General features: G+C 70.9%; 11 protein-coding genes. 8 read left to right on the top strand and 3 right to left on the bottom strand.

Features of this window, described 5'->3' with window-relative positions:
- Positions 1 to 103 precede the first annotated feature (103 nt).
- The 8 genes from ACWF7A_RS04675 to ACWF7A_RS04710 all read left to right on the top strand — a co-directional run bounded on the left by ACWF7A_RS04675 (position 104) and on the right by ACWF7A_RS04710 (position 8,089).
- Positions 104 to 1,180 carry a PucR family transcriptional regulator gene (locus ACWF7A_RS04675; protein ID WP_452249051.1) on the top strand — a complete coding sequence of 359 codons (1,077 nt, stop codon included), beginning with the start codon at positions 104 to 106 and terminating at the stop codon, positions 1,178 to 1,180.
- Between the two features lie 143 nt (positions 1,181 to 1,323).
- Positions 1,324 to 1,917 carry a DUF6801 domain-containing protein gene (locus ACWF7A_RS04680; protein ID WP_452249052.1) on the top strand — a complete coding sequence of 198 codons (594 nt, stop codon included), beginning with the start codon at positions 1,324 to 1,326 and terminating at the stop codon, positions 1,915 to 1,917.
- 26 nt (positions 1,918 to 1,943) lie between these two features.
- Complete coding sequence (locus ACWF7A_RS04685; RefSeq protein ID WP_452249053.1) at positions 1,944 to 2,834, top strand: glutaminase; 891 nt, start codon at positions 1,944 to 1,946, stop codon at positions 2,832 to 2,834.
- 19 nt (positions 2,835 to 2,853) lie between these two features.
- Positions 2,854 to 4,179: a M20/M25/M40 family metallo-hydrolase gene (locus tag ACWF7A_RS04690; protein WP_452249054.1), complete on the top strand. Its 1,326-nt coding sequence runs from the start codon at positions 2,854 to 2,856 to the stop codon at positions 4,177 to 4,179.
- Positions 4,180 to 4,191: 12 nt separating this feature from the next.
- Positions 4,192 to 4,977 (top strand): SDR family NAD(P)-dependent oxidoreductase, encoded by a 786-nt coding sequence (locus ACWF7A_RS04695; RefSeq protein ID WP_452249055.1) that lies wholly within the window; start codon positions 4,192 to 4,194, stop codon positions 4,975 to 4,977.
- 64 nt (positions 4,978 to 5,041) lie between these two features.
- A complete protein-coding gene (locus ACWF7A_RS04700) occupies positions 5,042 to 5,875 on the top strand; it encodes an alpha/beta fold hydrolase (RefSeq protein WP_452249056.1) in 834 nt (277 codons plus the stop codon).
- A gap of 11 nt (positions 5,876 to 5,886) precedes the next feature.
- On the top strand, positions 5,887 to 6,972 hold the full coding sequence (locus ACWF7A_RS04705) for a hypothetical protein (protein ID WP_452249057.1): 1,086 nt from the start codon (positions 5,887 to 5,889) through the stop codon (positions 6,970 to 6,972).
- A 16-nt stretch (positions 6,973 to 6,988) separates the two neighbouring features.
- Entirely contained in the window at positions 6,989 to 8,089 is a 1,101-nt protein-coding gene (locus tag ACWF7A_RS04710) for a hypothetical protein (RefSeq protein ID WP_452249058.1), read from the top strand.
- Here ACWF7A_RS04710 and ACWF7A_RS04715 read toward each other — a convergent pair.
- From ACWF7A_RS04715 to ACWF7A_RS04725, 3 genes are all read right to left on the bottom strand, one after another.
- A complete protein-coding gene (locus ACWF7A_RS04715; protein ID WP_452249059.1) occupies positions 8,070 to 8,531 on the bottom strand; it encodes a hypothetical protein in 462 nt (153 codons plus the stop codon). The genes ACWF7A_RS04710 and ACWF7A_RS04715 overlap by 20 nt on opposite strands.
- A 169-nt stretch (positions 8,532 to 8,700) precedes the next feature.
- Entirely contained in the window at positions 8,701 to 12,336 is a 3,636-nt protein-coding gene (locus tag ACWF7A_RS04720) for an nSTAND1 domain-containing NTPase (RefSeq protein ID WP_452249060.1), read from the bottom strand.
- 46 nt (positions 12,337 to 12,382) lie between these two features.
- On the bottom strand, positions 12,383 to 13,105 hold the full coding sequence (locus ACWF7A_RS04725; protein WP_452249061.1) for an MmyB family transcriptional regulator: 723 nt from the start codon (positions 13,103 to 13,105) through the stop codon (positions 12,383 to 12,385).
- Positions 13,106 to 13,111: the final 6 nt, after the last annotated feature.

Here is a 13,111-nt window from a genome sequence, read left to right on the forward strand (position 1 = left end):
GTTTTCCTCCTACACTCCCAGGATGACTGGGCTGGACGATCCGCGCAGATCGGTCCCCCGTGAGCTGGCGCCCTTGCTCCGAATGGAAGTGGCGCCCGTTTCGGTGAGCATTTTCGAGGCGATCGAGAAATCGATCCCCGAATACAGCTCGTTCCGGGAGAACGTCGTCGACGGAATCCGGCAGGCGTTGGTGAAGTTCGTCGACCGCATCGCCGCGCCGGATTCCGAGGCCGACCCGCACGACGACATCCACCGCAAGCTCGGGGCGTGGGAGTTCAAGTCCGGCCGCAGCCTCGACAGCCTGCAGGCCGCCTACCGGATCGGCGCGCGCGTCGCGTGGCGGCACGTCTGCGGGTTCGCCGAGCAGCGCTCGCTGTCGCTGCGCGCGATGTCGGTGCTGGGCGAGGCGATGATCGCCCACGTCGACGAGCTGGTGAGCCTGTCGGTCGAGGGGTACGCGGCCGCCCAGGCCAGTGCGGCGGGCACGCTCGAACGCCGGAGGCGCAAGCTGCTGGAACTGCTGGTCGCGGACTCCGCGGGTAACTGGCAGGCGGTGATCGACGCGGCGCAGGCGGCGGCGTGGCCGATCCCGGACCGGCTGGTGGCGGTGGCGCTGGAGCCGTCCGCCGCGGCCGCGGACGACCTGCCGGCCGAGGTCCTGGTCAACCTCGAGGACGCCACGCCGTACCTCCTGGTGCCGAACCCGGCCGCGGTGACCCGCTGGATCCACCGGGCTCTGCCGGGATGGCGTGCGGCGGTCGGCCTGCCGGTCGCTCCGCAGGACGCACGCAGGTCGCTGGCCTGCGCACGCCGCGTGCTGGCGTTGTCGAGGGAGGGGGTGCTGCCCGACCGCCCGGTCCTCGACTGCGCCGACCACGTCGTCGAGCTGACCGTGCTCGCGGACGAGTTCCTGGCCCGGCAGCTGGCCGAACGGGCGCTCGCGCCGCTGGCACCGCTGACCGACCGGCAGCGCACCAAGCTCGCCGAGACGCTGCTGGTGTGGCTGTCGGCCCGGGGTGGCGCGCCCGAGGTGGCCGCACGGCTGCAGGTGCACGCGCAGACCGTTCGCTACCGCGTGAACCAGTTGGAGGAACTGTTCGGCGACCGAATGCACGACGCCGGACAGCGGTTCTCCCTCGAACTCGCCCTGCGCGCCCACTATTTGTTGCAGCGCGACTGACAAAAGGCGTTCGCACATTTCGTACGCGGATGACAAAAGCGTGTTTTCGCTTGCCTCCCGGAATGCGGGGTGGTTACTTTACTGGCGAGTAAAGCAACACCGCCTTCTTGCAGTTCAATGTCGTACTCAGGAGGTCCCTGCAGATGAAGACCGGACTTTTCGCGCGCGCCGCCGCAGTCCTGATGGTCGCCGGAGCGCTGAGCGTGGCAACGGCCGGCACGAGTTCCGCCGCGACCGCCTCGCTGGACATCACGTACTCGTGCCAGTTCTCGATCGCGGGCACGCACGACGTGCCGTCCGTGGTCAGCTCACCGGACCTGCCGGACTCGGCCGCCGTCGGAGTGCCGACCGCACCGTCCTCGGCGACGGTGACGTCCACGGTGTCGGACGACGTCCGCAACACCCTGTGGTGGATCGGCGGGCGTTCCGTCGACGGCACGCTCACCACGAACATCGCCGTGGACAACGCCGGCAGCGTCCAGAACCTGTCCTCGACGCTGACCATCCCGAACACGCCGGTTCCCTCCTCCGGCACGTTCCAGGTCGTCGCCAGCGGCACCCTGCCCGCGCTGACGCTGGCCAACGCCGGCACGACGTCGATCAACCTGGGCACCGCCGACCTCGCCCTGACGCCGCGCTACCAGAACGGCGAGCCGACCTGGATCGGCGTCGTGCACGTCCCGTGCGTCGTGAAGGCGGGCCAGGCCACGAAGTTCTACGAGTTCCAGGTGGCGTAAGGCTCATCCCGTGATGGGATGACGGCATGGAGCTCCAGCAACTGGTGGACCGCATCGCGTCCGAGGTCACGCCAGGTGGCGCCGCAGCCGACTACATCCCGGCACTGGCCAGGATCGACCCGCACGCCTTCGGCCTCGCCGTCGCCACACTGGACGGCGAGGTCTTCGGCGCGGGGCAGTTCGACCGGCCGTTCTCGATCCAGAGCATCTCCAAGGTGTTCACGCTCGCCCTGGCCCTCGCCGAGAGCGACGACGTGTGGACCCGGGTCGGCCGAGAGCCGTCCGGGTCGCCGTTCAACTCGCTCGTCCAGCTGGAGACCGAGCAGGGCATCCCGCGCAACCCGTTCATCAACGCGGGCGCCGTCGTCGTCACCGACCACCTCGGGCTCGGCGCGGCCGACCGGCTCCTCGACTTCCTGCGGCGCGAGAGCGGCAACCCGGCGCTGGGCGCCGACCCCGAGATCGTGAAGTCCGAGTCCGACAACAGCGACCGCAACCGCGCCCTCGCGCACTTCATGGCCTCCTACGGCAACATGCGCAACCCCGTAGACGTGGTGCTGCACGAGTACGTACGGCAGTGCTCGATCGCAATGAGCTGCGCCGACCTCGCCCGCGCCACCCTCTTCCTCGCCCGCCACGGCGTCCGCAACGACGGCACACGGCTCCTCGGCGTGAGTGGCGCCAAGCGCGTCAACGCCGTGATGCTCACGTGCGGCACCTACGACGCCGCCGGCCAGTTCGCCTACCGCGTCGGCCTGCCCGGCAAGAGCGGCGTCGGCGGCGGGATCATCGCCGTCGTCCCCGGGAAGTGCGCGATCTGCGTGTGGAGTCCAGGATTGGACGCACGCGGGAACTCCGTCGCCGGCGTCGACGCGCTGGACCGCTTCACCACTCTCACAGGGTGGAGCGTGTTCTGACGGATGGTAGGAAGACGGGGTGAGCACAACGGGGAACGCACTGGCACTGGCTGAAGAAGAGGCCGTCACGCTCGTCAGCGAGCTGATCAGGATCGACACCACGAACACGGGTGATCCGGCGACGGTCGTGGGGGAGCGCGAGGCCGCCGAGTGGGTGGCCGAGAAGCTGTCCGAGGTCGGCTACGAGACCACGTACGTCGAGTCCGGCGCCAAGGGCCGCGGCAACGTCGTCGCGCGGTTGGAGGGCTCCGACCCCAGCCGCGGCGCGCTGCTCGTGCACGGACACCTCGACGTCGTGCCCGCCGACGCCTCCGAGTGGTCGGTTCACCCGTTCTCCGGAGCCGTGCAGGACGGGTACGTGTGGGGCCGCGGCGCGGTCGACATGAAGGACATGGTCGGCATGACGCTGGCCCTCGCCCGGCACTTCAAGCGCGAGAACATCGTGCCGCCGCGCGACATCGTGTTCGCGTTCCTCGCCGACGAGGAGGCGGGCGGCCTCTACGGCGCGAAGTGGCTGGTGGAGAACCGGCCCGAGCTGTTCGAGGGCGTCACCGAGGCGATCAGCGAGGTCGGCGGCTTCTCCATCACGCTCAAGGACGACGTCCGCGCGTACCTCGTCGAGACCGCGGAGAAGGGCATCCGCTGGCTCAAGCTGCGCGTCAAGGGCACCGCCGGGCACGGCAGCATGATCCACCGCGACAACGCCGTGGCGAAGCTCGCCGCCGCCGTCACCAAGCTCGACCAGCACCAGTGGCCGCTGATCATCCGCCCGTCCGTGCGCGAGTTCCTCGACGGCGTCACCGAGATCACCGGGCTCGAGTTCCCCGAGGACGACGTCGAGGGCTCGATCGGCAAGCTCGGCGCCTTGTCGCGGATGATCGGCGCGACCCTGCGCGACACCGCGAACCCGACGATGCTCTCCGCCGGGTACAAGGCGAACGTCATCCCGTCGACCGCCGAGGCCACTGTGGACTGCCGCATCCTGCCGGGCCGCGAGGAGGCGTTCGACCGCGAGCTCGCCGAGCTCCTCGGGCCGGACGTGGAACGTGAGTGGGTCGGCCTGCCGCCGGTCGAGACGACGTTCGACGGCGCCCTGGTGGACGCGATGACGGCGTCGCTCATCGCCGAGGACCCCGGTGCCCGCGTGCTGCCGTACATGCTCTCCGGCGGCACGGACGCCAAGTCGTTCCAGCAGCTCGGCATCCGCAACTTCGGCTTCGCGCCGCTGCGGTTGCCCGCGGACCTCGACTTCTCCGGGCTCTTCCACGGCGTGGACGAGCGCGTACCGGTGGACGCCCTGAAGTTCGGCGTCCGGGTCCTCGACCGATTCCTGCGCAACAGCTAGGGGAGTGGTGTCGTGTCCACCGTGGACCTGACCGGCCGGGTCGCCCTGGTCACCGGCGGCGCGGGAGGCATCGGCAGCGCCGTGGTGCGCCGCCTCGCGAAGCTGGGTGCCCGCGTCGCCGCGCTCGACCTCGACGCGGCCGGGGCGCAGCGGGTCGCGTCCGCGGTGGACGGCATCGCCCTCACCGGTGACGTCGCCGATCCCGCCACCATGCCCGCCGTGGTGGAGCAGGTCGAGAAGGAGCTCGGACGCCTCGACGTCGTGCACCTCAACGCCGGGATCGGGGGCGGCCAGGCCGGTGTGGACGCCTTGGACGTCGCCCGGTACCGCAAGCTCGTCGGCGTCAACGTCGACCACGTCGTGTACGGGCTCTGCGCGGCCGTTCCGGCGCTGCGGCGGCAGGGCGGCGGGAAGATCGTGATCACGGCGTCGCTCGCGGGCATCGCCGCCATGCCGTCGGATCCGCTGTACACGCTGACCAAGCACGCGGTCGTCGGGTACGCGCGGGCGGCCGGGAAGGCGTTGGCGGGGGAGGACATCACGGTGTCCGCGCTGTGCCCCGGGTTCGTCGACACGTTGCTGCTGGGCGCGGCGAAGGAGGAGTTCGCGGCGGCCTCGTTCCCGTTGCTGACGCCCTCGGACGTCGCCGAGGCCGTGCAGTCGGTGCTGTCCGACGGCGGGCCGGGGGAGGCCTGGATCATCCAGCCCGGCGGCAAGGCCACGGCGTACGACTTCCGCGGTGTGCCGGGCGTCGGTGGCGGCCAGATGCCGCCCGATGTGGTGCTCGGCCGGATTTAGAGCGTGTCCTGGAACCGGGTTGTCTCGTTAGGACGAAGAGACGACACGGCGAAAGGACAACCGCATGGTGCGGCTGGAGGACGGGACCGAGCTCAACGTGGTGCGCGCGGGCGACCCCGAGGCGCCGGTGACGGTCGTGCTGGCCCACGGGTACGCGCTCGACCACCGCACCTGGCACAAGGTCGTCGAGCAGCTGAGCCCCGAGTTCCAGGTCATCGCCTACGACCACCGCGGCCACGGCGAGTCCGGCGCCGCGTCGAAGGAGACGGCCACGATCGACCAGCTCGGCGACGACCTGGGTGAGCTGATCGAACGCGCCGTGCCGCAGGGCCAGGTCGTGATCGCCGGGCACTCGATGGGCGGCATGGCGGCGCTCGCGATGGCCGAGCGCCGGCCGCGGCTGTTCCGGCAACGGGTGCTGGGCAACGTGTTCGTGTCGACCGCGGCGAGCGGCATGTCCGAGACGACGCTGGCGTGGCCCAAGGCCGTCGGCAAGCTCGTGCGGGAGCTCGAACGGGCCTTCGGGCCGATCGTGCGCGCGGTGCGGGAGAAGATCGAGCCGGCCAAGACCGCCGGGCTGCGCTGGTGGCTGTTCGGCGACGAGCCCTCCGACGCCGACGTGGACCTGACCGCGGACATGGTGTGGGGGCACTGGCCCGAGACGGTCGCGCTGTTCCGGCCCGCCGTGGACCGCTACGACCGCGAGGCCGGGCTGACCGTGGCGAAGGAGAAGGCCGTCGTCGCCGTGGTGGGGGACGAGGACCGGCTCGTGCCCGAGACGGACGCTGTGAGGTTCGGCGGAACTTCGGTCATCTTGGCCGATGCCGGACATATGCTCCCCCTGGAGCGGCCCACCGAACTCGCGAACCTCATCCGGGAGGTGGCCGCCAAGGCATAGCTGGGGGGCTGATGCTGCCGTTGCTGGAACCGCGGACGGACGTGCCCGCGAAGGAGGACTGGTCCACCAGGCTCGCGTTCACCGACATCCTCATCAGCACGAGGCACGGCGTCGAGACGTTCATCGTGACGGCCACGTTCGTCGCCACGTTCTTCCTGCCCGGCTCACCGGGCAACACGGCCGCACGGATCGTGCTGGGCGTGTTGACGGTGATGTCCCTGGGCGTGTACCTGCCCAATCGGCACATCCGGCGTGCGCTGCGGCTCGGGGTGTTCGACGCACCGTGGCGGCGCGTCACGGCGGCGGTCGCCGAGAAGCAGGAGAACGATCCGCGCGATCGGCTGCTGACGGACGGCCTCGTGCTCGTGGGCTCGTTCGGTGACCTGCCGGACAGGGTGGCCGAACGGCAGGAGGTCTTCCTCCTCGGGCCGGACGGCGACGGCCTGGCACTGCTCCGGGCCGCGGGGTCGACGTCGATCCACGTGGCGGCGCCGGTCGACGAGGACGGGCACCGCGCGGAGGAACGCGTGGAGCGTGTGCTCGGCCGTCCCGCGGACGACCAGGGGCTCCAGGACGCCCTCGACACGATGCGCGTGGCCACGTACTTCTTCTGGGGACTTGCGGCGCTGATGATCGTGGTCGCGGGCGTTCTGCTCGTGCTGAGCGTGTCCCCGCTCGCGCCGGCGGGGCTGGTCGCGGTCGCGGTGATGGTGCTGCAGCTGTTGTTCCTGCCCGCGGTGATCGAGGCGTTCCTCCACCGCCGCGACAACGCCGAGGCCGTCAAAGGTTCGGGCGAGTGGACTCCGGTGCCGGTCACGCTGTTCCCCTGGCAGCGCGGTCACCACGTCGCCGGGATCGCGGAACTGCCCGGTGGCCCGGCGCTGGTGCGGTTCCCCAGGCCGAACCTCGACCTGGTCGCGAACGTGGCCGGCACCGGGGTCATGTGGGTCGCGGGCACGCACCGGGGACGGCTCGCCGTGGGCCTGCCCGGTGCCGACGAACTGATGACCGCGGTCGTGCGGCCGGTGGCGACGAGCGACCCGATGGCCTGGTGGCGGAGGATCGGGCAGGTCGACTTCAGCGTGTTGCCGCGCTGACCGGGGAGGGACTGGAATGCAGTACCTGGAGCCGCGGACCGACGTGCCGGCGAAGGACGACTGGTCGACCGGCCTGATCCTGCAGGACCTGCGCTGGGGCGCGCGGACCCTCGGTGTTCTCGCGCTCGCGACGGGTGCCGGAGCGGTGACGTGCTGGCTGTTGCCGGCCTCGCCGGGCCACATCGGCGCGTTCGTGGTCCTGGCGCTGGTCACGCTCCTGTTCGGGCTGGCGCCGCTGATGTACCGGGCGGAGACGAAGGCACAGCGGCGTGGCCTGCTGGAACAGCCGTGGCGCCGGGTCCCGGCCGAGGTGCTGGAGAAGCACGCCGACGGGACCGACCGGCTGGTCGTGGACGACGTCGTGCTCCGCGGCTGGTTCCAGGACCTGCCGGACATGGTGCTGGAACGGCAGGAGGTCTTCGTCTGCGGACCGGACGCCGACGGCAGGGCGGTGGTGCGGGCCGCGGGGTTCGCCAAGTGGGAGAACGCCAAGGTCGATCACAGTGAGGACGGGCGTGCTCAACCCGTTCGCGAACGCGTGGAGCGGCCACTCGGGAAGCCGCTGGACGACGAGGCGACCGCGAGGGCGTTCAAGGGCATGCGGTGGGGTGTGCGGGCGTGGTTGTGGGCCGCCGTGCCCGCGGTGTCCGGGGGAGTGCTGGTGCTGCTGAGCCTGTTCCCGCTCGCGCCGGCCGGTCTGGTCGTCGGCGGGCTCGTGCTGGCGCTGGGGCTGCTCGGCATCCCGACGGCGGTCGAGATCAGCCGCTGGTACCGCGACGCGGTGAGGGCGGTGGAGAACTCGGCGCAGTGGACGCCGGTGGCGATCACGCTGTTCCCGTGGCAGCCCAGCCAGCACGTCGCCGGGCTCGCGGAGATGCCGGGCGGGCTCGCGCTGGTGCAGTTCGTGCTACCGGAGCTGAGCGTGGTCGCGAACATCGCCGACACCGGCGTCATGTGGATCGCCGGGACGCACGGCGACGTGATCGCGGTGGGCGTGCCGAGGGTGCCGGTGCTGACGTTCGCCGCGGTCCAGCCGGACCGGGACACCCCGAAGGAGGACCCGATCCCGCCGATCCTGCGGTTCCACCGGCCCGACTTCAGCGGCCTGCCGCGCTAGACCTGCGCCGTCCCGGCGGACGGCCGAAGAGCCGCACGTGCTCGTCGACCAGCCAGTCCTTGAGCGGCGCCCATTCCGGGTGGTGGTTGAGGACGAGCAGCCGGTGCATCCACCAGTTCGGGTCGTCGTGGCGGGGGAACGCGGCGAGCCACGCGGCCCGCTCGTCCGCCGTGAGTCCCCAGAGGTGCTGCAGCTGGCCCTCCGCGTCCGTGTCGAGCCGGGCGGTGACCCGGCCGTCCTCGGTCTCCCATTCCGCGCGTAGTTCGCGCAGCACGGCTATCGCGCGTTCGTCACCTTCCTCGGCGGTGACGACAACTGTGTGCAGGCCCTGCGCCGCGGCTTGCGCGAGCAGGGCACGGGCGGACGTTTCGTCGTGCGGCAGTGCGCTGTGAGCGACCCCGACTTCGTGCGGCACGAGCTCCATGACCCAGAATCTGATCATATCGACAACCACTTCGGTGAATTTTATTCCTTCAGTGTTGACTGAAGGCTCACCTTCCCCCGTTCGGCGCCACGAGTTGCACGAACGTTGTTGTAAGGCGCCCGGACATCGACACCACACAACGTTTTTGCACTACAAAGGCGGTGGAGAGGAAAGGTGGGGGGATTGGTCAGCAGAGTGGCCTCGGCTCGACGCCGGGGAAGTATTGCTCCCAATGACGAGTGGACAGGTGCGCCGTCGTAGTCGCACACACGCGGGCCGCTGTGGCTTCCACGTCGATGTCCCAGACGCGGACGGTGCGGTCCGCGCCGGCGGTCGCCAAGGTGCGGTTGTCCGGCGCGAAGGCCACACCCCACACCCGTTCGGTGTGACCGTGCAGCACTGCCCGGAGCTGGGGGTTCCGGGGATCGCTCACGTTCCACACGCGAACCACGTCGTCGGTCGTGCCGGCGGCGAGGTGGGTGCCGTCGGGGGAGAAGGCGAGGCGCTGCAGCGGTCCACCGTCGTTGGGCAGCGTTCCCAGCGCGCGCGGCCGCGCGGGATCGCTGATGTCGTACAACGCGCCGCTGTTGTCCATGTTGGCGAAAGCCATGACGTTGCCGTGGATCACCACGCTCATGACCTCCTGCCGCCCGGCCTGGCCGCCGCGGCGGATCGGGTCGGGGTTGTCGTCCGTGCGCAACGCCGGGTACGCGCGGGGTGAGGCGGGGTCGCTGACGTTCCAGAGCTGGAGCTCACGGGTGCCGCTCGCGATGACGAGCGTCCGGTCGTCCTGGGAGAACTCGATCTGCCACACGTGGTCCGCGGCGGGCACCGCGAAGGTGCCCGCTTTCACCGGGTTGGCGGGATCGCTGATCCTCCACAACCCCACCACGCCGTTCTTCTCGGCGACGGCGAGCGTGGTGCCGTCGTGGCTGAAAGCCGCCGCCTCGATGGCCTGAGCGCCGGTGACAGGCCTGCTGAGCTCACGCGGCCGGGCGGGGTCGCTGACGTCCCACAGGACGCCGGCGGTGCTGGTCGAGCCGAACAGCACCTTGCCGCCGGGGTGGATGTCGACGGTCGCCGACTCCTCGGTCGCGGGCAGTCTCGGCAGCGCGGAGACGAGCTCGACGTGGCGGTCGTCCTGGCGCCACAGTCTGATGTCGCCATCGGAGGAGACTGTGGTCAGGAACTTCCCGGCCGGGTCGTGGTCGAGCTTCCAGACCGTCTCGCGGTGGCGCACCGGGTTGAGGTTCGCGACGTCGAGCACGCGGACGTCGGCGTCGGAGGTGGCGGCGACCATCTGCCGGGAGTCGGCGCTGAAGGCGACCGACCAGACCCCGTCCGTGTGGCCCGAGATGGACGAGGCGGGGCGCACGTCGCGCGGGTCCGTGACGTCCCACAGGCGTGCGGTCTTGTCGCCTCCTCCGGTGGCGAGGAACCTGCCGTCGGGGGAGAACGCCATCGTGTGCACGGTGAAGATGTGCCCGGTGGCGGCGCCGAGCAGCACGGGGTTGCGCGGGTCGCGTGCGTCCCAGATCTGCACGCCGCCGTTGTCGCCACCGGTGGCGAGCAGGCCGGTGGGGGAGAAGGCGACGGCGTCGGAGGAGAGGTCACTCCGCGCCAACGTGATCTTGGACAGGTTCTCCCCGGTCGCCAGGTCCCAGAGCCGGGCGGTGCCGTCCCAGGACACCGACGCGACGGTGGTCCCGGCGGCGTTGAGCGCGATGGCGTGCACGAGCTCGTCGTGGGCCTTGACCGTGCGGACGGGGGTGGCGCGGCCGGACACGTCCCAGACCCGGATGGTGCCGTCCTCGCCGCTGCTGATGAGCGTGCGGCCGTCCGGGGTGAACTGGACTGCCTCCACCTGGCCCTCGTGGCCGCTGATGCGGGCCTTCTCGACGGGCTCGCGGGGGTTCGACACGTCGAACAGGCGGATGAACCCGTCCCAGCCCGCCGCGGCGAGGGTGCGGCTGTCCGGGCTGAACGCCATGCCGTGGGTGGCGTCGTCACCGGCGTGCACGCGGCCGAGCTCGGCCGGGTGGTAGCGGTCGGTGACGTCCCAGATGATCACTGCCTTGTCGTCGGCGGCCGAGGCCATGAGCTTGCCGTCCGGGCTGAACAGCGCGTACGCCACGGCTTCCGAGTGGCCTCTGGCGATGGTGACCTGGGGAGCGGCGAACGTGCTGAGCAGGCTGTCGCGGGCGGCGGACAGCCCGGTCAGGCGGTAGGCGGCGAGGCGGAGCTGGCTCGCCAGACCGGGGTCGCGGGCCTGCACGCCGTTGGCCTCGGCGATGGCCTTCTGCGCCAGTGCGATGGTGCGTTGCTCGGTGGTCTGGCGTTGGGCGCGCACGGCGAACACGGTCGCACTGGTGGCCACGAGCAGCAGGGCGGCGAGCAACGCGACGACGCGGCGCAGGTTGGTGGTGCGGCGCTTGACGGCGGCCTGCTCGTGTTCGACGGCGGCCCTGCTGGCGTCGAGGAACGCCTGTTCGCCGGCATTGAGGGCGGTCGGTTCGCGCTGGGCCCAGTCGGCGGCCTGGGCGAAGGGCACGCCCCGGTACAGCGAACCGGGGTCGCGGTCGTGGGCCTCCCAGTCGACCGCGGCGGCGGTGAGCCTGCGGTGCACGCGCAGGTCGTCGCGCGCCTCGGCGAGCCAGTCCCGCAGGCGCGGCCAGCTGCGGATGACGGCTTCGTGGCTGATCTCGACGCTGTCGTCGTCGACGGTGAGGATGCGTGCGCTCGCGAGATGTTCGACAACGTCGTCAGCCGCCAGCTCGGAGCGTGTGACGCGGCGTTTGGTGTCCTCGGTGCCGTCGCCGGGGTTCACGAGACGCAGGAACACCTGGCGCGCCCTGGCCTGCTGGTGCTCGTCGAGCCCGGTGAACGCGTGCTCGGCCGTGTTCGCGATGGCGCGGGCGATGCCGCCGCTCTCGTGGTAGCTGCTGAGCGTGAGGGTGTTGCCGCGCTTGCGTTGCCACGTCTCGAGCAGGGCGTGGCTGACGTGGGGGAGCACACCCGGTTCGCCGGTGGCGTCGGCGATGAGCCGTGCGACGAGTCCGGTCTCGAGCGCGCAGCCGACCTCGACGGCGGGCTGGGTGATGGCCTTGCGCAGCTCGTCGGTGGTCATGGGGCCGACGAGCACTTGAGCGTCCTCGACGGCCTTCGCCAGGGCGGGGTAGCGGGCGCAGTGGCCGTAGAAGTCGGCGCGCAGGCCGATGACGGTCTGACCTGTGCGCCGGGTGAGCGCGGCGATGAACTCGTCGCGGTGCGGGAGGGTGAAGATCTCCTCGAACTGGTCGACGACCAGCAGACCGTCGGTCTGGGGGAGAGCAGCGGTGCCCGGGGTGGTCAGCTCGCCCTGGGTGCGGGCGAGGAGACCGGCTCTGAGCAGTGAGGACTTGCCGGATCCCGAGGCGCCGACGACCAGCACGGTGTCGTGGTGCTCGAGCTTGCCGAGCAGTTTGCCGACGAGCCGTTCCCTGCCGAAGAAGCGGTCGGCGTCGTGTTCGGTGAACGCCTTGAGGCCGACGTAGGGGGAGACCCCGTTCTCGGGCTGTGCGTCGTTCTCGCCGATCTCACGCCAACGCTGTTCCCACAGCTCCTCGTCACCGCCGCAGGCGCGGACGAACGCGAGTGCCACGGCGAGGCTGGGGAGCCGCTGGCCGCGGGCTGCGTCGGCGAGGGTGCTGGCGGAGTAGTGGCTGAGTTTTCCGAGCTCGCGGTAACCGGGGGAGCCGGCCTTCTCGCGGAGCTTGCGCAGGTCGAAGGCGAACTGTTCGACAGGCCCGGCGAACGGGTCGAGCGGTTTTTCCGGGCGGGGCATGGCGCGGATTCTGTCATTCGTCCGAACATCGTTCTACTCTATAGCTTCAGTGTTGACCAAAATAAACCGTTAGTCGTTGATCACCTTCACCTGCCAGGTACAGCGTCTCGAACGCCAAGAGGTAGGAGCCCCAGCGCTCGGTGCCAGTGGCGGGAGGCAGGGACGCCGCGGCGTCGTAGCGGTCGGTGAAGGCCGCGCCCGCGGTGATCGAGAGCTCGAAGGCGAGCGTCGCCGCCGGGTGATCGCCCAGGTCAGCGGCTGCGCGCAGGGCCGCGGCCCGGTCGTTCGCGATCTGCTCCCAGTCGGGGTAGTGGGCCTTGGCCTCGGGGCCGAACGCGAAGCGGACGAGGTTCGGCTCGTCGCCCAGACCGGAGATCTCGCGGAAGCGCGCCGTGCTCGCGAGGACGTCGCCGGCGGGGGAGAGCACGGCCGCGGCGGCGGGCTCGAGGGTGTCCAACATCGCGTGCACGGTTGGCCGCAGCGGCGGTGGCGGGACAGGGGAGCAGGTCGAGCCGGCCTTGATGAGGCGGTAGAGGTGCACGCGCTCGTCCGCGGTCATCGCCAGCGCGTCGGCGAGGGCCGAGAGGATCTGGCCGGAGGGGGAGCGGTCGGTGCCTCGTTCGAGGCGGGTGAGGTACTCGACGCTGACGCCGGCGCGGTCGGCGAGCTCGCCGCGGCGCAGTCCGGGGGTGCGGCGGCGGCCGGTGGTCGGGGGAGCGGTGGCTTCGCGGCGGGCGCGCAGGAAGCGGCCCAGTGCGTTGTCGGCCATGACGGC

The organism is Lentzea sp. NPDC055074 (genome assembly GCF_053608005.1).

Coding starts and splice junctions, on each gene's coding strand:
- ACWF7A_RS04715 (WP_452249059.1), bottom strand. CDS start 8,531: ATGATCAGATTCTGGGTCATGGAGCTCGTGCCGCACGAAGTCGGGGTC.
- ACWF7A_RS04710 (WP_452249058.1), top strand. CDS start 6,989: ATGCAGTACCTGGAGCCGCGGACCGACGTGCCGGCGAAGGACGACTGG.
- ACWF7A_RS04720 (WP_452249060.1), bottom strand. CDS start 12,336: ATGCCCCGCCCGGAAAAACCGCTCGACCCGTTCGCCGGGCCTGTCGAA.
- ACWF7A_RS04685 (WP_452249053.1), top strand. CDS start 1,944: ATGGAGCTCCAGCAACTGGTGGACCGCATCGCGTCCGAGGTCACGCCA.
- ACWF7A_RS04705 (WP_452249057.1), top strand. CDS start 5,887: ATGCTGCCGTTGCTGGAACCGCGGACGGACGTGCCCGCGAAGGAGGAC.
- ACWF7A_RS04680 (WP_452249052.1), top strand. CDS start 1,324: ATGAAGACCGGACTTTTCGCGCGCGCCGCCGCAGTCCTGATGGTCGCC.
- ACWF7A_RS04700 (WP_452249056.1), top strand. CDS start 5,042: ATGGTGCGGCTGGAGGACGGGACCGAGCTCAACGTGGTGCGCGCGGGC.
- ACWF7A_RS04725 (WP_452249061.1), bottom strand. CDS start 13,105: ATGGCCGACAACGCACTGGGCCGCTTCCTGCGCGCCCGCCGCGAAGCC.